Consider the following 22,749-nt stretch of genomic DNA (forward strand, 5'->3'; position numbering starts at 1 on the left):
TTATGGGACAAAAAACAAATCCGATAGTTAATCGTCTTGGAATTATAACAGGATGGCAGTCTAGTTGGTGTAACAATTATAAAGATAGAATACAAGAAGATTTTAAAGTAAGAAGATATATAGAAGCAAGATTTCCAAAAGGAATAGTTTCTCGCATTTTTATAGAAAGAACTTTAAAATTTATAACAATAACAATAAGAACATCTAGACCCGCTCTTGTTATAGGAAAAAGAGGAGATGAAGTAGATACAGTAAGAAAAGAATTAAAAAAACTTACCAAAAAAGAAGTTCAAATTAATATTTCTGAAGTTAAACGTCCTGAATTAGATGCTCCATTAGTTGCCAAGGGATTGGTAAGACAACTAGAAAATCGTATTTCTTATAAAAAAGCAATAAAATTATCTATTCTTTCTGCTATAAGAATGAATGCTCAAGGTATAAGAATTCAAATTTCTGGGAGACTTAATGGATCAGAAATGGCTAGATGTGAAACTTATAAAGAAGGAAGGATCTCTCTTGGAACTTTTCGTGCTGATGTAGATTATCATATGTCGGTTGCTCATACTGTTTATGGAAGTATAGGAATTAAAGTGTGGATAATGAAAGGAGAAATATATGGAAAAAGAGAATTGTCTCCTTTACTAGAAATTCAAAAAAAACAAAAAGCTCATAAATTTCATCATTTTAATAGAAAAAAAAATAAATGAATTATTAAATGTTACAACCCAAAAAAACAAAATATAAAAAAAAACAAAAAGGAAGAATCCGTGGAAATGCTAAAAAAGGAATTCTTCTTTCCAGAGGATTATACGGTATTAAAGCTTTAGAAGGCGCTTGGATTACTTCTAGACAATTAGAAGCAGCAAGAATTGCTGCTACAAGATATATGAAAAGAGAAGGACAATTATGGATTAATATTTTTCCCGATAAACCAGCTACAAAAAAGCCACAAGAAGTACGTATGGGAAAAGGAAAAGGACCTGTTGAATTTTGGGTATCTGTAGTTAAACCTGGTAGAATTTTATTTGAGGTAAATGGAGTAGAAATGAATGTAGCCAAAGAAGCTTTAAGATTAGCAGCTCAGAAACTTCCTATAAAAATGAAATTTATTTTTTCTAATGAAATAAAATTATGAATAGTTTAGATGTAAAAAATTTTACGATTCATGATTTGATAAAAAAAATTGATAAGGAAAAAAGAAATTATCAAAATATGAAATTTCATCATCATATTAAAACGCTTAAAAATCCTATGAAAATTAGATTTCTTAGGAGAAATATTGCTCAATTAAAAACTAAATATAATAAAAAAATCAATGATAAAAGAACATAAATGTGAAAAAAAAATTCGAAATCTTCGTAAACAGAGACAAGGAACTGTTATAAGTGATAAAATGAATAAAACTATTGTAGTATATGAAATGAAGAAGGTAAAACATAAATATTATGGAAAAAGTATTACAAAAAATAAAAAATATATGGTTCATGATGAGGAAAATATATCTAAAAATGGAGATCAAGTCAGCATTATGGAAACACGTCCTATAAGCAAAAGAAAATGTTGGAGATTAGTTTCTATATTGGAAAAATATGAAAAATAATGTTACAACAAGAATCTAGGTGTAAAGTATCAGATAATACAGGAGCTAAAGAGGCTTTAATTATTAGAGTTTTAGGGGGATCTAAAAAAAGATACGCTTCATTAGGTGATACTGTTGTAATTACAGTTAAAATATCCGTTCCTGGAGGTAGTACAGTTAAAAAAGGACAAGTTTGTAAAGCTGTGGTTATCAGAACAAAAAATAGAACAAGAAGAAAAGATGGATCTTATATAAGCTTTGATGATAATGCCTGTGTATTAATTAACCCTTCTGGGGAAATAATGGGAACAAGAGTTTTTGGACCTGTCGCAAGAGAACTTAGAGAAAAAGAATATATGAAAATTATTTCTTTAGCACAAGAAGTTTTGTAAAAAATATTTTTATATGAAGAAAATAAAAAAAGAAGATAAAGTGTTAATTTTATCAGGAAACCATAAAGGTTCTGAAGGGATAATTGTAAAAATTTTTCCAAAAAAAAACAAAGCGATTATAAGTGGAATCAATATGATTAAAAAACATACTAAACCTACTTCAAAAAAACCTAAAGGAGGAATTATAGAAAAAGAAGCGCCTATACATTTATCTAATTTGAAAAGAATTTGAAAAAAATGATTTATCAATCTAAATTACAAAAACTTTATAAAGAAAAAATAGTTTCCATTTTAAAAAAAAAATTTGGATATAATTCTATTATGGAAGTTCCCAAACTAAAAAAAATAGTAATTCATCAAGGAGTAGGTTCTTACGTTTCAGATAAAAAAATTATAGATTATTCTATGAACGAAATAACATATATTACAGGACAGAAGGCTATTTTCTGTTATTCTAGACATGATGAATCAGGATTTAAACTTAGAAAAGGAATGCCTATAGGTGTAAAAGTCACTTTAAGAAGAACAAAAATGTATGAATTTTTAGAAAGACTTATTGTTGTTTCTTTACCTAGAGTAAGGGATTTTAATGGAGTAAAAAAAAGTAGTTTTGACAATCATGGTAATTATAACATGGGAATTGTAGAACAAGTTATTTATCCTGAAATAAATATTGATAAAATTAAGAAAAATATGGGTATGAATATTACATTTGTTACTTCTGCAAAAAAAAATGAAGAAGCTAAAAGTCTTTTATCTTTATTTGGAATACCTTTTAAAAAAAATAAAAATGGCTAAAGAATCTGTTAAAGCGAGACAAAAGAAAAGAGAAAAAATAGTTTTAAAATATGCGAATAAAAGGAAAGCCTTAAAAAAGGCTGGAAATTATGAACTTTTACAAAAATTACCTAGAGATGCGTCTCCTGTTCGTTTAAGAAATAGATGCACCATAACTGGTAGATGTCGAGGATATATGCGTCAATTTGGAGTATCTCGTATTGTTTTTAGAAATTTAGTTTCTCAAGGATTTATTCCAGGAGTAAAAAAAGCAAGTTGGTAGAAAAAATATAGATTATGGATGTGATTGCTGATTTTTTAACTAGAATTAGAAATGCTAGTTTAGCAAAACATAAACTTCTAAAAGTTCCATTTTCTAAAATGAAAAAAGAAATTATTTGTGTTTTATTGGAAAATGGATACATTTTAGATTATAAAATAGAAAATAAAATAATTAAAATAGCTTTGAAGTATTATAAAGAAAAAACTTCTGTTATTCAAAAAATTATTAGAATTAGTAAACCAGGACTAAGAAAATATTGTAAATGTAAAAATATTCCTAGAGTATTAAATGGATTAGGAATTGCTATAATTTCTACTTCTAGTGGAATTATTACAGATAAACAAGCAAGAAAGAAAAAAATAGGAGGAGAAATATTATGTTATGTATATTGATAAAATAATTAAAAAATGTCTAGAATTGGAAAAAAACCTATTCTCATTCCTAAAAATGTAAACATAAAAATTATTGATAACGAAGTATTAGTTAAAGGAAATTTAGGAAATTTGAGTCAAAAAATTTTAAAAGGATTTCAATTTAATTTGAATCAAAACCAATTAACAATTATTAGAGAGAAAGAAGATAAAAAATATAAATCTCTACACGGATTATATAATGTTTTGATTAGAAATATGATTATAGGGGTTTCACAAGGATTTCATAAAAAATTAGAATTAGTAGGAATAGGATATAGAGCTTCTTATAAAAATAGAGTTCTAGACCTAAATTTAGGTTTTTCTCATAATATTATGATACAACTTCCTGAAGAAATTGATATAAAAATAGAATTTGAAAAAGGTAAAAATCCTATTATTATTTTAAAATCTTATGATAAACAATTATTAGGAATAGTGGCTGCAAAAATTAGATCTTTTAGAATTCCAGAACCTTACAAAGGAAAAGGAATAAGATATTTTGGAGAAGAAGTAAGAAGAAAAACTGGAAAATCTGCTTAAATATTTATTGAAAATGAAAAATAAAAAATTCCAAAAAATTTTTGGAAATTCAAGTAGACCTAGGATTTCCGTTTTTAGAAGTAATAAAGGAATATATGCTCAGATAATAAATGATTTATCAGGAACTACTTTAGTTTCGTCTTCTTCAAGAGAAAAAGAATTTCATAAAAATAAAAAAAATAAAACAGAATTAGCTTATGAAGTAGGAAAATTATTAGGAAATAGAGCAAAGAAATTGAAAATAAAAAAATTAGTATTTGATAAAGGAAAATATTTTTATCATGGTAGAATTAAATCTTTAGCTGAAGGAATTAGAGATGTAGGATTAGAATTTTAAAATATGTCTGAAAAAAAAATAAAATATACAGGATTAGAATTAAAAGAAAAATTAGTTGGGGTAACAAGAGTATGTAAAGTAACCAAAGGAAGGAGATATTTTAGTTTTAGTGCTATTGTTATTAAAGGAAATGAAAATGGAATAGTAGGATATGGTTTTGGAAAATCTAAAGAAGCTCCTGATGCTATTCATAAAGCAGGAGAACAAGCAAAGAGAAATCTTTGTAAAGTGTGTATTTCCAATGGAACTATTCCTCATGAACAAGAAGCAAAATATGGAGGAGCTCATATTCTTATTAAACCAGCTTCTGATGGAACAGGAATAATTGCCGGAGGTCCTTTAAGAGCTGTTCTTGAGGCTGCAGGATTAAGAAATGTTTTATCCAAATCTAAAGGATCCTCTAATCATCATAACGTTATAAAAGCTACTATTAAAGCATTAAGTAGTATGAGAGATGTTCATATTATAGCAAAATATAGAGGAATTACCATAAAAAAAGTACATAATGGATAAAAATTATTTGAATATTAGTTATTTACGTCCAAATAATGGATCAAAAAAAAAAAAATTAAGATTAGGAAGAGGACAAGGTTCGGGAAAAGGAGGAACTTGTGGTAGAGGACATAAAGGGGCAAAATCTAGATCTGGCTTTTCTAAAAAAAAGGGATTTGAAGGAGGACAAATGCCTCTTCAAAGAAGAATCCCTAAATTTGGATTTAAAAGAAATCTTAACAACAGTAAAAAAATTATTGGAATTAATTTAGATACAATTCAAAATTGTATCAATCATACGACTAAAGAGAAAGATTTTGTTATAAATAAACAATTTTTTATAAAAAAAAATTTAGCTAAAAAAAATGATTTTATAAAAATTTTAGGAAGAGGAGAACTTCATACTTCATTGAAAATACATGCATATCAATTTAGTAAAAAAGCTTTATTTTGCATAAAAAAAGTAGGAGGAGAAGCGATATTTATGCAATAAAACTATTATGAATAATTTCACAACAGCTTTTTATAATATTTGGAATGTAAAAGAGCTACGAATAAAAATAATAATAACTTTGGGTTTATTATTAGTATATCGTTTTGGAGCTTATGTTCCTATTCCGGGAATTAATCCTTTAGGAATTAGTGATTTTATCGATAAATTCAGCTCAGGTTCTAAAGGATTAATGCAAATTTTATCCTCTTTTACAGGAGGAGCTTTTAATCGTGCGTCAGTTTTGGCTTTAGGTATTATGCCTTATATATCTGCATCTATTATAATACAATTAATGTGTATAATTATTCCTTATTTACAAAGATTACAAAGAGATGGAGAAAGTGGAAGAAAACAAATTAGTTTTATTACTAGATGGTTAACTGTAGGTATATGTTTAATTCAAGCACCTGTATATCTTATTTCTTTAACTCAACAATTTATTCCTTTTTCTTCTTCTAAAACAGCTTATTTAATTGATTTAAATACCTTTTATGGAAAAAGTCTATTTTGGATTATAGGAATAATGATTTTAACTTCAGGAACTTTGTTTACTATGTGGTTGGGTGATAAAATTACGGATAAAGGAATAGGAAATGGAATTTCATTAATTATTATGTCGGGAATCATAGCACGTTTTCCGGATGCTATCAGTAAAGAAATTTTTAGCAAACTAGAAATTGGAAACGGAGGATTAATAATTTTATTTCTTGAATTTTTATTATGGTTATTAGTTATTTTATTTTCTGTTATTATTATTCAAGCTATTAGAAAGATACCTGTACAATATGTTTCTCATTACAAATCTTTAGGATTAGATTCTCAATTAATCCATAAAAAACATCAATATATTCCATTAAAAATGACAGCAGCTGGTGTTATGCCTATTATATTTTCTCAAGCTATTATGTTATTTCCATTAACTTTTTCCGATTATGTAATAAATATTAAAATCAAAAATTTTTTTCATCTTTTTCAAGATATTTATGGATTATGGTATAATTTCACTATTTCTATATTAGTTATAGTTTTTACTTTTTTTTATACAGCTATAGCTATTCCAGTTAATCAAATGGCTGATGATTTAAAAAGAAATGGTGGACATATTCCTAGAATTAAACCTGGAAAAGAAACAGCTGAATATATAGATGATATTTTGTCAAGAATTACATTACCTGGAGCTATTTTATTAGCAATAATAGCTATATTACCTTCTATAGTTTTTCGTTTGGGTTTTACTCAAAATTTTGCATTATTTTATGGAGGGACTTCATTATTAATTATAGTAGGTGTTATTTTGGATATTTCACAACAAGTTAACATACACTTATTAAACTATCATTATGATGGATTGATGATGATGAAATATCGTAGTAGTAGATATACTAGATAATAATTTTTTTTTGTATATTATTATATTATTTATTTATTATGTATATATATGGCTAAGCAAAAGCATATTGAAGTTGATGGAACTATTATTGAGTCATCTCCAAATGCAATGTTCCGTGTGGAATTAGAAAATGGATGTATAGTTAAAGCTCATATATCCGGAAAGATGAGAATGCATTATATAAAAATATTACCAGGAGATAAAGTTAGATTAGAAATGTCTTCTTATGATTTAGAAAGAGGAAGAATAACTTATAGATATTAAAAATTTGTATACATTATGAAAGTTAGAGCATCTTTAAAAAAAAGAACCGATAATTGTAAAATTGTAAGGAGAAAAAGGATTCTTCGGATTATAAACAAAAAAAATCCTAGATTTAAGCAAAAACAAGGTTAAATATATTTATTTTTATTTTATGTCTGTAAGAATTTCTGGAGTAGATCTTCCAAGATCTAAAAGAGGTGTTATTGGTCTTACTTATTTATATGGAATAGGGAAAAGTTTATCTAAAAAAATACTTTATTCTGTTGGAATCGATGAAAATAAAAAAATAGAAGATTGGTCTGATGACGATATCAGTAAAGTTAGAAAATATATATCTGATTATATAAAAACCGAAGGAGAATTAAGATCTGAAATACAATTTCATATTAAACGATTGATGGATATCGGTTGTTATGTAGGAACTAGACATAGAAAGGGGCTACCATTGAGAGGACAAAAAACAAAGAATAATTGTAGAACAAGAAAAGGAAGGAAAAAAACTGTAGCAAACAAGAAGAAAGTTACGAAATAAATATGGTAAAATCATCATCAAGTAGGAAAAAATCAGTAGTAGTAGATATTATGGGAGAAGCTCATATTCAAGCTACTTTTAATAATATAATTATAACCTTAACAAATAAAAAAGGCGATGTTATTGCATGGTCTTCTGCGGGAAAAATGAATTTTAAAGGATCAAAAAAAAATACTCCATATGCGGCTCAAATGGTAGCAGAAAATGTAGCAAAAGAGGGTTTAAATGCTGGCATAAAAAAAGTGGAAGTTAAAGTAAAAGGCCCTGGAGCAGGAAGAGATGCGGCAATACGAGCATTAAGCAATTCTGGTATTGTAGTGACAATGATCAAAGATATAACTCCATTACCTCACAACGGATGTCGTCCTCCTAAAAGAAGAAGAGTTTGATCCTTTACTAAAAAAAAATTATGGCAAAATATATAGGACCTAAAACTAAAATATCTAGAAGATTTGGAGAATGTATTTATGGAGAAGATAAATATTTTGAAAGAAGAAAATATCCCTCAGGTCAACATGGAAGTAATCGTCGTAGAGGAAAACGTTCGGAATATTTTATTCAATTAATAGAAAAGCAAAAAGCAAGATATACTTATGGTATATTGGAACGACAATTTGAAAGTTTATTTTTGGAGGCAGCAAGAAAGAAAGGAATTACTGGAGAATTATTATTACAAGCATGTGAAAGTCGTTTAGACAATATCGTTTTTAGATTAAAATTTGCTCCATCTCGATCTTCTGCTCGTCAAATCGTTTCTCATAGACATGTTATTGTTAATAATAAAATGGTAGATATTCCATCTTTTAGATTAAAACCGGGAGATAAAATAGAAATAAAAGAAAAATCTAAAAAACATCCTGTAGTATTACATTCTATACAAAATAAAATAGGGCCATTAGTGGAATGGTTAGTATTGGATGAAAAAAATATGTTTGGTATATTTAGAATGATGCCAAAAAGGATACAAATACCTGAAAACATTAAAGAACAATTAATTGTCGAATTATATTCAAAATAGAATCAATTGTAGTATGTCTATTCTAGATTTTGTAAAACCTGATAGAATTACAATATCTGAATTTTCAGATAAAAAAGGAATTTTTCATTTAAAACCTTTAGAACCTGGATATGGAATTACTTTAGGAAATGCATTAAGAAGAGTTTTATTAGGTTCTTTAAAAGGATTTGCAGTTACTTCTATTAAAATTAAGGGGGTGAAATATGAGTTTTCTACAATAGAAGGTGTAATAGAGGATGTAACTGAAATAGTTTTAAATTTTAAAAAAATTCGTTTTAAACAAAAAATCTCAGGGACTTGTAAAGAAACTGTTAATGCTTGTATAAATCAAGGAAAACAAGTAACAGGAAAAATTTTAAATAAATTTATTTCTGGATTTCAAATTTTGAATGATGAACTGATTATTTGTAATAAAGATGAATCAATCTCTTTAGAAATAAGTTTTACGATTGAAGAAGGAAGAGGTTATGTTCCTGCAGAAGAAAATAAAAATAGTGAAGATACAATTGATACTATTCCTATAGATTCTATTTATACTCCTATTAAAAATGTGAAATATACAATAGAAAATTGTCGTGTGGGACAGAAAATTGATTTTGAAAATCTTTCATTGGAAATTCAAACGGATGGATCTATTTCTCCAAAATTAGCTTTGATGGAAGCTTCAAAAATATTAATCCAGTATTTTTCTATTTTTTCTTATGATAAAATAGGGGAAAAAAAACAAAAAGAAATCAATAAAAGCAAAAAATATGACGAAGAATTTATACGAATGCAAACATTATTAAAATCTAAATTAAGTGATATGGATTTATCTGTTCGTACAAAAAATTGTTTAAAGTCAGCTTCTATAAATACTATAGCAGATTTAGTAAAATGTCATAAAAATAATATGTTGAAAATGAGAAATTTTGGAAAAAAATCTTTAGATGAATTAGAAAGTAAAATGAAAGAAAAAGGATTATATTTTGGGATGAATATAGAAGAATTCAAATTGTAAAATAACTGATGAATCATAGAAATAAAAATAATCATTTAGGAAGAAAATGTGGACATCGAAAATCTCTTCTTTCTAATATGGCATCTTCTCTTATAAAAAAAAAAAAAATTTTTACTACTTTAGCTAAAGCTAAAGCTTTGAAAAAATATGTAGAACCCATTATTACAAAATCAAAAATGAATACTCTCCATTCTAAGAGAAATGTTTTTTCATATTTAAGAGATAAAACAGCCGTATTAGAATTGTTTAAGGATCTATTTGAAAAAGTTCGTAAACGTCCTGGTGGATATACTAGAATAATAAAAACTGGATTCCGTTTTGGAGATCAAGCTCCTCTTTCTTTTATAGAATTGGTAGATTTTAACGAAACTTATACTTCTAAAAAGAAAATTAAATCCGTAAGACGTAGTAGAAAAAAAAACAAAAAAAATGAATAATGAGTAGAATTAAAAGTATTCAAGCTAGACAAATATTAGATTCAAGAGGAAATCCTACTGTAGAAGTGGATATTATAACAGAAAATAATATATTAGGACGTGCTTCTATTCCATCTGGAATATCAAAAGGAAAGAATGAAGCTTTTGAATTACGTGACAATCAAGATAATATTTTTTTCGGAAAAGGAGTTTTAAAAGCGGTTCAAAATGTAAATGATATTATTGCTCCTGAATTAATAGGTAAATCAGTTTTAGATCAAATTTATATTGATCAATTAATGCTAGAATTAGATGGGACAGTAAATAAAAAAAGATTAGGATCTAATGCTATTTTAGCTATATCTATAGCTGTTGCAAGAGCCGCATCAAATGAACTGAATATCCCTCTTTATAAATATATAGGAGGGGTTTATACTTGTTTTCTTCCTATTCCTTTGATAAATATTGTAAATGGAGGAAGGCATTCAAATACTTCTTCTATAGTTTTTCAAGAATTTATGATAGTACCTGTTAAAGCAAATACTTTTATGGAAGCACTTCAAATAGGACATAAAGTATTTTATCAATTAAAAAACCTTTTAAATAAAAAAGGTTTTTCTACAAATGTAGGTGATGAAGGAGGTTTTTCACCTAATTTTAATGGGATTGAAGATGTATTAGATTATATATTGGAAGCTATACATATAGCTAATTATGAGCCTTATGATCAGGTAGCAATAGCTATAGATTGTGCTGCTTCTGAATTTTGTGTAAATAATCAATATGATTATTCTATATTTGAAAAATCAGAAAAAAAAATAAAGGATAAAAATATAAAATCAAGAGAAGAACATATTCGTTATTTATCTTATTTGGTAAAAAAGTATCCAATTATATCTATTGAAGATGGAATGGATCAAGATGATTGGGAAGGATGGAAATTATTAACTCATGAAATAGGAGATAAAATTCAATTGGTAGGAGATGATCTTTTTGTCACACAAGTAAATAAATTAAATAAAGGAATCAAAAAAAAAGTAGCAAATTCTATTTTAATTAAAATAAATCAAATAGGAACGCTAACAGAAACAATTGAAACAATTCATGTAGCTAAAAAAAATAAATATAAAAATATAATATCCCATCGTTCTGGAGATACTGAAGATTCTTTTATATCGGATCTTGCTGTTGCATTTAATATTGAACAAATAAAAACAGGTTCTTTATGTCGTTCTGAAAGAATTTCAAAATATAATCAATTACTACGCATTGAAAATACACTTGGTAAATATTCTTTTTATTCAAAATGGAATTGATATTTAATGTTAATAACAATAGAAAAGAACAATATTAAAATCAATGGTAATTTTAATTTTTATCTTTGGATATTTATTAATTACTCTTGAAAATCTTTTTTCTATAAATAAAGTTATTCCATCTATTTTAATGGCCTCTATTTGTTGGTCCTTAATTATATTTTTAAACATTCCTGTATATGAATATGATTTTAATCAACATTTAATTTTAAAAAAAGATCCTAAATATTTATTGTTATTTCATTTGGGAAAGACTTCTGAAATTGTTTTTTTTCTTGTTGGAGCAATGTCTATTATTGCTATTATTGAAGAATGTTATGGTTTTGAAGCTTTAAAAGAGTTTTTTTTCACAAACACAAAACGTAAATTTTTATGGATCATAAGTGTAGTTTCTTTTTTATTATCTGCTATCATAGATAATCTTACAGCTGCTATGGTTATGATTTCTCTTTTAAGAAAAACAGTTTCCAATTATAAAGATCGTTTATATTATCTAGGATTAGTTATTATATCTGCTAATGCAGGAGGTGTTTGGTCTCCAATAGGGGATATAACAACAACTATGTTATGGATTTCTAATAAAGTAACTACAATTCATCTTATAAAAAAAATATTGATTCCATCCATATTATGTATGTTAATTTCTACTTTAATAGCATCTTATATGCCTATTTTTAATGGATATATTCAAATAAAAAAAAATAATCTATCAAAAGATTCTTTAAATAGAGGTTTTTTTATATTAAAAATAGGATTATTTCTAATGTTACTTGTTCCAATTCTTAAAACTATTATAGGGGTTCCCCCATATATAGGAATGATGTTTTCTTTAGGTATATTATTTTTGATAGCATCTAAAAAATATAAATCAAAATCCATTTTAGATAATACATTTAAAAATGTAGATATATCTAGTATTTTATTTTTTTTAGGAATTTTACTTTCTGTTTCTTCTTTAGAATCTATAGGAAAATTATATAATTTATCTCACTGGATCAATGAAACTGTTTATACATGGAAAATTACAACTTTTTTATTTGGATTAATTTCTTCTATTATAGATAATGTCCCTTTAGTTGCTGCTACCATAGCTATGTTTTCATATCCTATGAATCATGATTTATGGCATTTTATTGCTTATGTTTCTGGAACAGGAGGAAGCATTTTTCTCATAGGATCCGCTGCAGGTGTAGCAGCTATGAGCATGGAAAAAATAGATTTTTTTTGGTACTTAAAAAAAATTAGTTGGATTGCTTTGATAGGATATATATTTGGATTTATTTATTTATTAATTTATCCATTTCTTTTTTTGTAAAAATTCTACTAAATTTCCTCCTATATATGAAAAAGAAAAAAAAATAGGTAATATTATTATTTTAAACCAAAATGGAAATGGATAAAAAAATACATGAAATAATGTTATAAAAAATAAAATAAAACCTGTTAATATAGCATAAGCTTTTTTTGCATTTTTTGAAAAAAAGGCAGCCATCAATCCTCCTAATAAAGCACTAAAAGCATAAAAAAAAATTAGTACTACAAAAAATTCAGTAGGAGCTTTAATTAGAAGATATTTAAATTTTTTTAATGGAATTGATTGTATTTTTAAAAACCGTTTTTTTACGAATTTTATAGCATATAATATTTCAATAATACTTATTGTTACTCCTATAAATATAGAGAAAATATTCCGATAGCATAACATAATCAAATCTTTTTTTTTTTGTTATTTTGTAAAAATAAACATCAATTTTTAATTTTTTATTATGAATATAGATTGGATTACAATTAAAAAGTATGAAGATATTTTATTTTTTTTTGGTGAAGGTATTTCTAAAATAGAGATAAATAGACCATGGTGTCATAATGCATTTCGTGTAGAAACAATAAATGAAATGATAGACGCTATAAATATATGTGGAAATAGAAATGATATAGATGTATTAATTATAACTGGATCTGGTGAAAAATCTTTTTGTTCTGGAGGAGATCAAACTACAAGAGGAATGGGAGGATATTTAGGAAAAGACGGGATTCCAAGATTGAATATTTTAGATTTTTATAAAAAGATAAGAGAAATACCTAAACCAGTTATAGCTATGGTTAATGGCTATGCTGTAGGAGGAGGACATGTTTTACATGTTGTTTGTGATTTAACTATAGCCTCTGAAAATGCTATTTTTAGTCAAGTAGGGCCAAAAGTAGGATCTTTTGATGGTGGATTTGGATGTTCATATTTAGCTCGTCATATTGGACAAAAAAAGACACGAGAAATGTGGTTTTTATGTAAAAAATATACAGCTAAAGAGGCTTTGGATATGGGATTAATTAATAAAGTAGTAAAAAAAAATGAATTGGAAAAAGAAACTATAAAATGGTGTAAAATTATACAAAAAAGAAGTCCCATGTCCTTAAGATTGATAAAACGTAGTTTAAATGCTGAATTGGATGGACAACATGGATTAATGCAATTAACGGGAGATGCTACTTTAATGTTTTATTTAATGGAAGAATCTCAAGAAGGAAAAAAAGCTTTTTTAGAAAAAAGATCTCCAAATTTTAAAAAATTTCCCAAATTTTTATGAAATTAAAATATTGGATTTATGCAGCTCGTATTCACACTTTACCTTTATCTTTTTCTGGAATCACTCTAAGTTTTATTATCTCTAAATATAGAACAAATGTTAGTTTCGTTACATATATTTTATGTGTTATAACCGCTTTATTATTACAAATATTAGCAAATTTTTCAAATGATTATGGAGATAGTATAACAGGAGTTGATAATTTTAAACGAATAGGTCCTAAAAAAACAATCCAATCTGGTTTAATTTCTTTATCAGAAATGAAAAAAGCAATCTATTTATTTTCCTTATTATCTTTTTTTTCAGGTTTTTTATTAGTTTATAATACTCTTTTATATAAAAATATTTTCGTTTTTTTCCTATATTTTGTAGGAATTTTTATATGTATATATAGTTCAATAAAATATTCTTTGGGAACTCGTCCTTATGGATATACAGTAGGAATGGGTGATTTATTTGTTTTTATTTTTTTTGGAATTATTTCAGTAGAAGGAAGTTATTTTTTGTATACATTTACTTTATGTAAAGATATGCTTTTTCTTTCTCTATCTATAGGATTATTAAATGTAGGAGTTTTAAATATAAATAATATGAGGGATTTAGATAATGATTACGAAAAAGGAAAATATACTATACCTGTATGGTTAGGGATAAAATATGCTAAATTGTATCATATATTTATTATATTAATTTCAATATTTATAGGTGGATATTTTATTTTTTTGAACCAGAAAAATATTTATCAATGGTTATTTTTTATTTTTGTTGTGATACTTTTGATATTACATATAAAAAAAATAATTTTTATGAAAAAAAAAAAATTTTTCAATTCAGAATTAAAAAAATTAGTGATACTCACTTTTTTATATGTTCTTAGTATAGGAATCAGTTATATAATATAAACTTTATGAAAGTTACTTTTTTTTCTCATAGCACATGTCTATTAGAAATACATGATAAATATTTATTGATAGACCCTTTTTTTTCTGGAATCCCTGTTTTTCATAATGTAAATTTTATAAAATTTTTTAAAAAAATAGATTATATTTTACTAACTCATGCTCATTATGATCATGTTTGTGATGTAGAATTATTTTCGTGTAAATTTGATAATGTTTTAATAATTTCTAATTACGAGATATCTAATTATTTTCATAAAAAAGGAATAAAAACATATGGAATTAATTATGGTTCTTTTATATCTTTTCCTTTTGGAAAATTAAAATATGTTTGGGCAGCTCATTCTAGTGTCTTTAACGATGGAACTTATGGAGGAAATCCAGGGGGATTTCTTTTACATACAGATGAAGGAAATTTGTATATATCAGGAGATACATCTGTAATGTATGAAATGAATCTTATTCCTTCTTTTGGAAAATTAAAACTTTCTATTTTACCAATAGGAGGAAAATATACTATGGATATAGAAGAAGCTATTATGGCTTCTGATTTTTTAAAATCAGAAAAAATATTAGGAGTTCATTATGATACTTTTGAAGATATTAAAATTGACAGAGAACAAGCAAAAAAAAAATTTTTTGAAAAAGGAAAAGAATTAATTTTATTGGAAAAAGGAAAGACCATATATATTTAATGATATGAATGAAAATGAAAAAATTAATTGTTTTTTCAGAAAAAAAATATTTTTTTTTAAAAAAAAAGTATTTAATTCTAATAGAATTTTTCAAAAAAATGTTATATGGTTTATTGTTTTAACACAAAATAATAAAATAGGAATAGGAGAATGTAATCCAATATTGGATCAACGGGCTTTAAAAAATATAGAACAATTTGAAACAGAATTAAAAAATCTTTCTAATAAAATTATTAATTTAAAAAAAACTCAAATATATTTTTATTATAAATATATTTCATTTTCATCTATTTTATTTGGATTAGAACAAGCTTTTTTAAGTTTTGAAAATCAATTTCCTATATTATGCCATTCTGAATTTATTCATGGAAAAAAAGGAATTTCTACAAATAGTTTAATATGGCTGAATTCTTTTTATAATAAAAAAAACGCAATAAAAGAAATAGAAAATCAAATTTTTCAAGGTTTTTCATTTATAAAAATGAAAATAAATATGGATCTTATTAATAATCAATTTTTTATTATAAAAGAAATAGGAAAAAAATATCCATTCATAAAAATACGTATAGATGCAAATGGTTGTTTTAATAATATTCAAAAAGCTTTATATTATTTAAAAAAATTTTCTGATTTAGAAATAGTTGATTTTATGGAACAACCAATATCATCTGGGAATTGGGAAGATATGTCAAAAATATGTAAAAAATCTAAATTACCTATAGCATTAGATGAAGAATTAGTAAATATTAATAGATTAAAAGATAAAAAAAAATTATTGGATATTATTCAACCTCAATGGATTATATTAAAACCTAGTATTAATGGGGGATTTTATGAATCTGAGAAATGGATATTAGAAGCTAATAAAAGAAAAATCAAATGGTATATAAGTTCCTCTTTGGAGAGTAATATTGGAATTAATGCTATTGCTCAATGGACTTTTGTAATACAAAAAAAATATAATAATAAAAATTTCAATGCACACGGTTTAAATACAGGTTTTTTGTACATGAATAATTGGATTTCTCCTTTAGAAATTAAGGAAGGTTTTATTTGGTATAATCCATTTATAAAATGGAATATAGAGACATTATTGAATAAATGTGGATAGATTTTTCTGAAAAAAAAATATTAACATCTTCTTTTTTCTTTAAAATAAAAAATAAAGAAGAATATTTTTGGAAAAAAACTATTTTTTCTTTTTTAAAAAATTGGTATGATAATAAACCTATATTGTCTTTAACTTCTGGAACAACAGGGACTCCTAAAATTATTTCTTTACGTAAAGAATATATGTGCGAAAGAGCTATTAAAACTGTAGAATTTTTAAAGCTTAAAAAAAAAGGAATTAGAGGTTTATTATGTTTATCTCCAAATTTTATAGCTACTAAAATGTTTTTAATACGTGCTATTATTTTCAAGTGGAAAATATATTGTGTCCCTCCATCATCTAATCCTTTGAAAAATATTAAAGAATATTTTGATATTACGTCAATGGTTCCTATACAAGTATTTTTTAGTTTAAAAAATTTAAAAAATATTAAAATAGTTTTAATAGGAGGAAGTTCAATATCAAATTTTCTTGAAAAACAATTACAAAATATTTCAACAATTTGTTATTCTACTTATGGAATGACGGAAACTTCAGGTCATATAGCTATAAAAAAAATTAATGGATCAAATAAATCCATTTTTTATAAATCATTTCAAGATGTATTTTTAAGCACAGATAATAGAAATTGTTTAGGTATTTTTTCTCCATGTTGTATGGATTCATTTTTACAAACAAATGATATTGTTCATATGGTATCTAAAAATACATTTACTTGGATAGGCAGATATGATAATATTATAAATAGTGGAGGAATTAAAATTATTCCTGAATTAGTGGAAAAAGAAATTAGTTTATTCATTCCTTGTGAAAAACGATTTTTTATATCTTCAATTCCAGATAAAATTTTAGGAGAAAAAGTAATATTGGTTATTGAAGGACCTCCTATCCCATTACATATTCCAGATACCATTTTTCATGGTAAAAAAAAATTTTATAAACCCAAAAATATTTTTTTTATTCCTCATTTTACAGATAATTTATTAGATAAGTTTAAAAGAAAAGAAATTATACAAAAATTAATACAGACATAAAATGTCTTATTGATAATTTTTATCAAAAAATATTTTTAATTCTTTAAGAAAAATTTTAGTGTTTAAATATTGATTTTTATCATTATCTTCACAAGATGATTTAAATAAATCTTTAGTCATTTTTCCAGATTCTATAAAATCTATACATGCCTTTTCCATTTTTTCCGAAAAAAATTTTAAATCTTTATTTTTATCTAAAACAGCACGATGTTTAAGTCCACGAGTCCAAGAAAAAATAGAAGCAATAGGATTGGTAGAAGTTTTTTGTCCTTTTTGATATAATCTATAATGTTTTGTTATAGTTCCATGAGCTGCTTCAGATTCTAAGGTTTTTCCATCTGGAGCAAGTAAAATAGAAGTCATCATTCCTAATGAACCAAATCCTTGAGCAATACAATCTGATAACACATCTCCATCATAATTTTTACAAGCCCATATAAATTTTCCATTTGATTTGATTGCTTTTGCAAGCATATCGTCAATCAATCTATGTTCATAAGTGATTTGTAATTTTTCAAATTTTAATTTGAATTCATTATTATATATTTCTTCAAAAATATTCTTGAATCTTCCATCATATGCTTTCAATATAGTATTTTTCGAAGATAAAAAAAGAGGCCATTTTTTATACACAGAATAATTAAAACAAGAGCGAGCAAATCCATAGATAGATTGATCTGTATTATACATTCCCATGGCTATCCCAGAACCCGTAAAATGATGAATTTTAAATTTTTTTGTTGACTTATTTGCATCATCTGGAATAAAAGAAATATATAATTTTCCTTTTTCTTTAATAAGAAAATCAATAGATTTATATTGATCAGCATAAGCATGTCTAGCTATACATATAGGATTTTTCCAATTTGGAATTGGACGTGAAATATTTTTTACAATAATAGGTTCTCTAAAAATAGTTCCGTTAATAATATTTCTAATAGTTCCATTTGGAGATTTCCACATTTTTTTTAAATGGAATTCTTTCATTCTATTTTCATCTGGTGTAATTGTAGCACATTTAATTCCTACATTATATTTTTTTATAGCATAAGCAGCATCTATAGTAATTTGATCATTTGTCGCATTTCTGTTTTCTATACCTAAATCAAAGTAAATAATATTTATATCTAAATAAGGAAGAATAAAATATTTTTTTATATATTTCCATATAACTCTGGCCATTTCATCTCCATCTATTTCTACCACAGGATTATTCACTTTAATTTTTTTCATGACTTAAAGAAGTTTGTTGTTGTGTAATGTGTAAAATATAACATGTTTTTTATTTTAAAAAAAAGAAATTCTTATATTTGTGCAATTAGTTAGTTATTGTATTTTAATCTATTATACTTTGTTTTAGTCATTTAATAATGAATGAAGAATATGATATGAAGAATTCCATCAAATGTATAATTATACATATGTCTAAATGTAAGAATTTTTATTTGAATATTGTCTTTTATATACTAGTATTTAGAACCATTAAATTTATACCATTTTAAGTTTGGAAATAATTATATATATGTATTATAATGTTAGATTTGTTAACAATCATATTTGAAAATAATAAAAAGAAAAATTCTTTTCCTGATAAGAAAAAATCTGAGAATTTTGTTAAAAAATTATTTCATACTTTATTCATTATTGATCATAATATTTTAAACAATGTTGTTTTTTTTAAAAAAAATTATGAGAAGTTGAAAAAACTTTTATACGATATTTTTATTGAATTAAATATAAATGAACAAAAATCTAATGATTTGACTCAAATTTTTTTTAAGGAAATTCCTAATATTTATCAAACGTTAATAATAGATGCTAATGCAATATTGAAATCGGATCCTGCAGCAACAGTTATAGAAGAAATTTTCCTTTCTTATCCTGGTTTTTTTGCTACTGCATTGTATAGAATCGCACATCAATTATGGGTTCAAAAAATTCCAATTATTCCAAGATTGATTACAGAATATGCTCACAGTAAAACTGGAGTAGATATTCATGCGTCTGCAAAAATAGGAAAAGCTTTTGCTATTGATCATGGAACAGGAATAGTTATAGGATCTAGTACAGAAATAGGAAATAAAGTTAAAATATATCAGGGGGTAACTTTAGGAGCTATTTATGTAGATAAAAAATTAGCAAATATAAAACGTCATCCTACAATAGAAGATCAAGTAACAATTTATGCTGGAGCTACTGTTTTAGGAGGAGAAACTATAATAGGACACGATAGTGTATTAGGAGGTAACGTTTGGGTTACAAAAAGTATACCTCCTTTTTCTATAGTATATCAAAAAAACGAAATTAAAATGAGAAGTAATAGTCCTTTTCCTGATCCTATTAATTTTATGATATAAAAAAATGAAAAATGAAAGTTGATAATATTTTAAAAACTATAGGAAATACACCTCATGTACATCTTAAAAGATTATTTCCTAATTATCAAGTCTGGATGAAATTAGAAAGAAATAATCCTGGAGGTAGTATAAAAGATAGAATTGCTTTATCTATGATAGAAAATGCAGAAAAAAAAGGAATTATTCACACAGGAGATATTATTATAGAACCTACTTCTGGAAATACAGGAATAGGATTAGCTATGGTTTGTTCTGTTAAAAAATATCGTCTTATTTTAGTAATGCCAGAATCTATGAGTATTGAGAGAAGGAAATTATTTTCTATTTTTGGAGCTAAATTTGTCCTTACTTCAAAAGAAGATGGGATGAAAGGAGCTATTAAAAAAGCAGAAGAATTAGTTGAGACTATTCCCAATTCTTGGATTCCTAAACAATTTGATAATATTTCAAATCCTGATATACATAGGAATACAACGGCAAAAGAAATCATAAAGGCCTTTCCTAAAGGGATAGATTATTTTATTACAGGAGTAGGAACAGGAGGTCATATTACTGGAATAGGAGAAGTATTAAAGAATAAATTTCCAAATATAAAAATATTCTCTGTAGAACCTTTAGAATCTCCAGTTATATTTGGAGGAAAACCAAATCCTCATGCTTTACAAGGGTTAGGTGCTGGTTTTATTCCATCTATTTTAAATGTAAAAATATTAAATGGGAGTTTTTTAGTTTCTAAAGAAGAAGCTTTTCATTACGTTAGAAAAATAGCAAAAAAAGAAGGAATTCTTGTAGGAATATCTACAGGAGCTTCATTATCTGCTATAGAAAAAAAATTATCTGAATTTTCAAAAGAATCTACAATATTAACGTTGAATTATGATACCGGAGAAAGATATTTATCAGTTGATAATCTTTTTTTATGATTAAAAAATAATTTTGCTCAATTTAACTAAAATTAAAATTTTAGAAAGATTCTTGGAATTTTTATTTCATTGTAGAATTTTATATCATTATTTTAAATGATTTTATAATTCAAATTTATAAAATGAAAAATAAAATCATTTATAACTAAATAGTATTAAATAAAATTAAGATGTTATCCGAGTCTAATAAAAAAATGTTTTTAAAATTAATACAAGAATCATCTCAAAATGAGATAGTATGGATGTGTGGATACATGTCTGGTTTCTTATTTTGTAAAAAAAATACTATAAAAAAAAAGAAGGATAAAATTACGTTAGTTTATGGAACAGAAACAGGTAATGCTAAAAATTTAGCTTTTAACGTTCATAAAAAAGCTAAAAAGGAAGGATTAGAAATAAAGTTAGTTAACTTAGATCGATATTCTTTAATAGATTTAGAAAAAGAAGATTATTTTTTTGTTATAATGAGTACCTATGGAAAAGGAGAGCCTCCTACTTCGGCGAAATCTTTTTTTGATTTTATTCATCAGAATAAAAATCTATTTTTAAAAAATATGAAATACAGTGTATTAGCACTGGGAGATAAATCTTATACTTATTTTTGTAAAGCAGGAGAAGATGTAGATAAACGTTTGTATGATATAGGAGCTCAAAGAATTATTCCATTGTACAAATGCGATGTTGATTATGAAAATCAAGCATATCAATGGTTGAATAAAATTTTAAATTTTTTTAAAAAAAAAAATGAAATTAATACAAAAAATATAAATCAAAAAATATGTGGTAAAATTTTAAACAATATAATTTTAAATAAAAAAGGATCTGAAAAAGAAATTCATCATATTGAAATCAGTCTTCAAAAAAAAGTGAAATATTCTCCAGGAGATTCTATAGGTATTTTTCCTGAAAATTCTTTGGAAGAAGTAAACAATATTATCGGATATATAAAAAAAAATAGAAGAAAAGAATTTGAAAAATATGAATATGAAGAAAAAAAAAAAATATTTTTTCTTTTTAAAAAAGAGTTAAATATTATTTCTTTATCTGAAAATTTTTTAAAAAAGTATTCTTCATTATCAGAAAATATAAATATAGTTTTAAATCATAATTATAAATGGAAACTTATTGATCTTTTAAAAAAGTATCCTATGAAAAATAAATATCCATTAAAAGATTTGATGAAAATTATGGAACCTATAAAACCTAGATTATATTCCATTTCTTCATCTCCTACAACTCACAATAATGTAATTCATATTACTGTATCTCGTCACCGTTTTCAATTAAATGGAGTTTCTGTATATGGACATTGTTCTAATTTTTTATCTGAACTTAAAATAGGAGATGAATTATCTTTTTTTATTTATAAAAATTATAGATTTAAATTGCCTAATTCTAATAAAAACATAATTCTTATTGGTCCTGGTACTGGAATTGCTCCTTTTCGTTCTTTTTTATATGAAAGAGAAATCAAAAAAGCTACGGGTAAAAATTGGTTATTTTTTGGAGATCAACACTTTGATACAGATTTTTTATATCAAACAGAAATTCTAAATTGGAAAAAAAAAGGAATTCTTCATTATGTTTCTTTTTCTTTTTCCAGAGATCAGGAAAAAAAAATTTATGTGCAAAATAAAATATGGGAAAATAGAGTCGAATTTTTTCATTGGATAAAAAATGGAGCTTATATCTATATTTGTGGAAATAAAATTCCTATGAGTATAGATGTTGAAAAAATGATTTGTCTTGTTATAGAAAAAGTAGGAAAATGTAATTCAGAACTTTTTTTAAAAAAAATGAAAAAAGAAGGAAGATATTTAACAGATGTATATTAACTAAATAATAAAAATTTAATGTAAAAATTTTATGTAATATTATTTATTTATAATCTTTTTAAAAAAAA

Annotated in this window: 33 protein-coding genes; 31 read left to right on the forward strand and 2 right to left on the reverse strand. The window is 24.9% G+C overall.

Translation table 11 applies throughout. From position 1 onward, the window contains the following. Positions 1–2 precede the first annotated feature (2 nt). From rpsC to nhaD, 23 genes are read left to right on the forward strand one after another with little or no spacing between them, the layout of a single operon-like run. Positions 3–707 (forward strand): 30S ribosomal protein S3, encoded by a 705-nt coding sequence (gene rpsC / locus G9C01_RS01520; protein WP_166265529.1) that lies wholly within the window; start codon positions 3–5, stop codon positions 705–707. Positions 708–715: 8 nt separating this feature from the next. After that, positions 716–1,135 carry a 50S ribosomal protein L16 gene (gene rplP, locus G9C01_RS01525; RefSeq protein WP_166265532.1) on the forward strand — a complete coding sequence of 140 codons (420 nt, stop codon included), beginning with the start codon at positions 716–718 and terminating at the stop codon, positions 1,133–1,135. Continuing rightward, positions 1,132–1,332 carry a 50S ribosomal protein L29 gene (gene rpmC, locus G9C01_RS01530; RefSeq protein ID WP_166265535.1) on the forward strand — a complete coding sequence of 67 codons (201 nt, stop codon included), beginning with the start codon at positions 1,132–1,134 and terminating at the stop codon, positions 1,330–1,332. Before rplP ends, rpmC begins: the two co-directional genes overlap by 4 nt. Further along, positions 1,316–1,600, forward strand: coding sequence for a 30S ribosomal protein S17 (gene rpsQ, locus G9C01_RS01535; RefSeq protein ID WP_166265538.1), 285 nt, complete (start codon positions 1,316–1,318; stop codon positions 1,598–1,600). The genes rpmC and rpsQ overlap by 17 nt, the downstream gene beginning before the upstream one ends. After that, on the forward strand, positions 1,600–1,971 hold the full coding sequence (rplN, locus tag G9C01_RS01540) for a 50S ribosomal protein L14 (protein ID WP_166265541.1): 372 nt from the start codon (positions 1,600–1,602) through the stop codon (positions 1,969–1,971). The genes rpsQ and rplN overlap by 1 nt, the downstream gene beginning before the upstream one ends. A 13-nt stretch (positions 1,972–1,984) precedes the next feature. Further along, the gene (rplX, locus tag G9C01_RS01545) at positions 1,985–2,203 is read left to right on the forward strand and encodes a 50S ribosomal protein L24 (protein WP_166265544.1); all 219 of its coding nucleotides are present in this window, start codon (positions 1,985–1,987) and stop codon (positions 2,201–2,203) included. Positions 2,204–2,208: 5 nt separating this feature from the next. After that, a complete protein-coding gene (gene rplE, locus G9C01_RS01550; RefSeq protein WP_166265547.1) occupies positions 2,209–2,769 on the forward strand; it encodes a 50S ribosomal protein L5 in 561 nt (186 codons plus the stop codon). Then, on the forward strand, positions 2,762–3,031 hold the full coding sequence (rpsN, locus tag G9C01_RS01555) for a 30S ribosomal protein S14 (RefSeq protein ID WP_166265550.1): 270 nt from the start codon (positions 2,762–2,764) through the stop codon (positions 3,029–3,031). Before rplE ends, rpsN begins: the two co-directional genes overlap by 8 nt. 14 nt (positions 3,032–3,045) lie before the next feature. After that, the gene (gene rpsH, locus G9C01_RS01560; protein WP_166265553.1) at positions 3,046–3,423 is read left to right on the forward strand and encodes a 30S ribosomal protein S8; all 378 of its coding nucleotides are present in this window, start codon (positions 3,046–3,048) and stop codon (positions 3,421–3,423) included. Positions 3,424–3,438: 15 nt separating this feature from the next. Continuing rightward, complete coding sequence (gene rplF / locus G9C01_RS01565) at positions 3,439–3,984, forward strand: 50S ribosomal protein L6 (protein WP_166265556.1); 546 nt, start codon at positions 3,439–3,441, stop codon at positions 3,982–3,984. Between the two features lie 13 nt (positions 3,985–3,997). Continuing rightward, the gene (gene rplR / locus G9C01_RS01570; protein ID WP_166265559.1) at positions 3,998–4,321 is read left to right on the forward strand and encodes a 50S ribosomal protein L18; all 324 of its coding nucleotides are present in this window, start codon (positions 3,998–4,000) and stop codon (positions 4,319–4,321) included. A 3-nt stretch (positions 4,322–4,324) separates the two neighbouring features. Then, the gene (gene rpsE, locus G9C01_RS01575) at positions 4,325–4,834 is read left to right on the forward strand and encodes a 30S ribosomal protein S5 (protein WP_166265562.1); all 510 of its coding nucleotides are present in this window, start codon (positions 4,325–4,327) and stop codon (positions 4,832–4,834) included. Beyond that, positions 4,827–5,306 (forward strand): 50S ribosomal protein L15, encoded by a 480-nt coding sequence (gene rplO / locus G9C01_RS01580; protein WP_166265565.1) that lies wholly within the window; start codon positions 4,827–4,829, stop codon positions 5,304–5,306. The genes rpsE and rplO overlap by 8 nt, the downstream gene beginning before the upstream one ends. A 7-nt stretch (positions 5,307–5,313) precedes the next feature. After that, entirely contained in the window at positions 5,314–6,696 is a 1,383-nt protein-coding gene (gene secY / locus G9C01_RS01585) for a preprotein translocase subunit SecY (protein ID WP_166265568.1), read from the forward strand. A gap of 48 nt (positions 6,697–6,744) precedes the next feature. Beyond that, positions 6,745–6,960 (forward strand): translation initiation factor IF-1, encoded by a 216-nt coding sequence (gene infA, locus G9C01_RS01590; RefSeq protein ID WP_014726678.1) that lies wholly within the window; start codon positions 6,745–6,747, stop codon positions 6,958–6,960. A gap of 15 nt (positions 6,961–6,975) precedes the next feature. Beyond that, positions 6,976–7,092: a 50S ribosomal protein L36 gene (rpmJ, locus tag G9C01_RS01595; protein ID WP_166265571.1), complete on the forward strand. Its 117-nt coding sequence runs from the start codon at positions 6,976–6,978 to the stop codon at positions 7,090–7,092. Between the two features lie 19 nt (positions 7,093–7,111). Next, entirely contained in the window at positions 7,112–7,492 is a 381-nt protein-coding gene (gene rpsM, locus G9C01_RS01600) for a 30S ribosomal protein S13 (RefSeq protein WP_166265574.1), read from the forward strand. 2 nt (positions 7,493–7,494) lie between these two features. Further along, a complete protein-coding gene (gene rpsK / locus G9C01_RS01605; RefSeq protein ID WP_166265578.1) occupies positions 7,495–7,881 on the forward strand; it encodes a 30S ribosomal protein S11 in 387 nt (128 codons plus the stop codon). Between the two features lie 20 nt (positions 7,882–7,901). Further along, entirely contained in the window at positions 7,902–8,510 is a 609-nt protein-coding gene (rpsD, locus tag G9C01_RS01610) for a 30S ribosomal protein S4 (RefSeq protein ID WP_166265581.1), read from the forward strand. A 13-nt stretch (positions 8,511–8,523) separates the two neighbouring features. After that, positions 8,524–9,510, forward strand: a complete 987-nt coding sequence (locus G9C01_RS01615) for a DNA-directed RNA polymerase subunit alpha (protein ID WP_166265584.1) — start codon at positions 8,524–8,526, stop codon at positions 9,508–9,510. Between the two features lie 8 nt (positions 9,511–9,518). Beyond that, positions 9,519–9,947, forward strand: a complete 429-nt coding sequence (gene rplQ, locus G9C01_RS01620) for a 50S ribosomal protein L17 (protein ID WP_166265587.1) — start codon at positions 9,519–9,521, stop codon at positions 9,945–9,947. After that, positions 9,947–11,242, forward strand: a complete 1,296-nt coding sequence (eno, locus tag G9C01_RS01625) for a phosphopyruvate hydratase (RefSeq protein ID WP_166265590.1) — start codon at positions 9,947–9,949, stop codon at positions 11,240–11,242. The genes rplQ and eno overlap by 1 nt, the downstream gene beginning before the upstream one ends. A gap of 43 nt (positions 11,243–11,285) precedes the next feature. Then, positions 11,286–12,557, forward strand: a complete 1,272-nt coding sequence (gene nhaD, locus G9C01_RS01630) for a sodium:proton antiporter NhaD (RefSeq protein ID WP_166265593.1) — start codon at positions 11,286–11,288, stop codon at positions 12,555–12,557. Here nhaD and G9C01_RS01635 read toward each other — a convergent pair. Further along, on the reverse strand, positions 12,531–12,947 hold the full coding sequence (locus G9C01_RS01635; RefSeq protein ID WP_166265596.1) for a hypothetical protein: 417 nt from the start codon (positions 12,945–12,947) through the stop codon (positions 12,531–12,533). The two genes, nhaD and G9C01_RS01635, sit on opposite strands and share 27 nt — an antisense overlap. 61 nt (positions 12,948–13,008) lie before the next feature. On the opposite strand from G9C01_RS01635, the gene menB reads away from it, so the two are divergent. From menB to G9C01_RS01660, 5 genes are read left to right on the forward strand one after another with little or no spacing between them, the layout of a single operon-like run. Further along, positions 13,009–13,827, forward strand: coding sequence for a 1,4-dihydroxy-2-naphthoyl-CoA synthase (gene menB / locus G9C01_RS01640; protein WP_166265599.1), 819 nt, complete (start codon positions 13,009–13,011; stop codon positions 13,825–13,827). Continuing rightward, positions 13,824–14,729 (forward strand): 1,4-dihydroxy-2-naphthoate octaprenyltransferase, encoded by a 906-nt coding sequence (gene menA / locus G9C01_RS01645; protein WP_166265602.1) that lies wholly within the window; start codon positions 13,824–13,826, stop codon positions 14,727–14,729. Before menB ends, menA begins: the two co-directional genes overlap by 4 nt. A gap of 5 nt (positions 14,730–14,734) precedes the next feature. Continuing rightward, positions 14,735–15,421 carry a metal-dependent hydrolase gene (locus G9C01_RS01650; RefSeq protein WP_166265605.1) on the forward strand — a complete coding sequence of 229 codons (687 nt, stop codon included), beginning with the start codon at positions 14,735–14,737 and terminating at the stop codon, positions 15,419–15,421. 4 nt (positions 15,422–15,425) lie between these two features. After that, a complete protein-coding gene (locus G9C01_RS01655; protein ID WP_166265608.1) occupies positions 15,426–16,532 on the forward strand; it encodes an enolase C-terminal domain-like protein in 1,107 nt (368 codons plus the stop codon). After that, the gene (locus G9C01_RS01660; RefSeq protein WP_166265611.1) at positions 16,523–17,566 is read left to right on the forward strand and encodes an AMP-binding protein; all 1,044 of its coding nucleotides are present in this window, start codon (positions 16,523–16,525) and stop codon (positions 17,564–17,566) included. The genes G9C01_RS01655 and G9C01_RS01660 overlap by 10 nt, the downstream gene beginning before the upstream one ends. 6 nt (positions 17,567–17,572) lie before the next feature. Here the strand turns inward: G9C01_RS01660 and G9C01_RS01665 are convergent, their stop codons facing one another. Further along, entirely contained in the window at positions 17,573–18,799 is a 1,227-nt protein-coding gene (locus G9C01_RS01665) for an NADP-dependent isocitrate dehydrogenase (RefSeq protein WP_166265614.1), read from the reverse strand. A 299-nt stretch (positions 18,800–19,098) separates the two neighbouring features. Between G9C01_RS01665 and G9C01_RS01670 the strand changes: the two genes are divergently transcribed. The 3 genes from G9C01_RS01670 to G9C01_RS01680 all read left to right on the forward strand — a co-directional run bounded on the left by G9C01_RS01670 (position 19,099) and on the right by G9C01_RS01680 (position 22,681). Beyond that, positions 19,099–19,923 carry a serine O-acetyltransferase gene (locus tag G9C01_RS01670; protein WP_166265617.1) on the forward strand — a complete coding sequence of 275 codons (825 nt, stop codon included), beginning with the start codon at positions 19,099–19,101 and terminating at the stop codon, positions 19,921–19,923. An 11-nt stretch (positions 19,924–19,934) separates the two neighbouring features. Further along, positions 19,935–20,846: a cysteine synthase A gene (gene cysK, locus G9C01_RS01675; protein WP_166265620.1), complete on the forward strand. Its 912-nt coding sequence runs from the start codon at positions 19,935–19,937 to the stop codon at positions 20,844–20,846. A gap of 194 nt (positions 20,847–21,040) precedes the next feature. Continuing rightward, on the forward strand, positions 21,041–22,681 hold the full coding sequence (locus G9C01_RS01680; protein ID WP_242673922.1) for a diflavin oxidoreductase: 1,641 nt from the start codon (positions 21,041–21,043) through the stop codon (positions 22,679–22,681). Positions 22,682–22,749: the final 68 nt, after the last annotated feature.

This window comes from Blattabacterium sp. DPU (genome assembly GCF_011290385.1).
Classification (GTDB): domain Bacteria; phylum Bacteroidota; class Bacteroidia; order Flavobacteriales; family Blattabacteriaceae; genus Blattabacterium.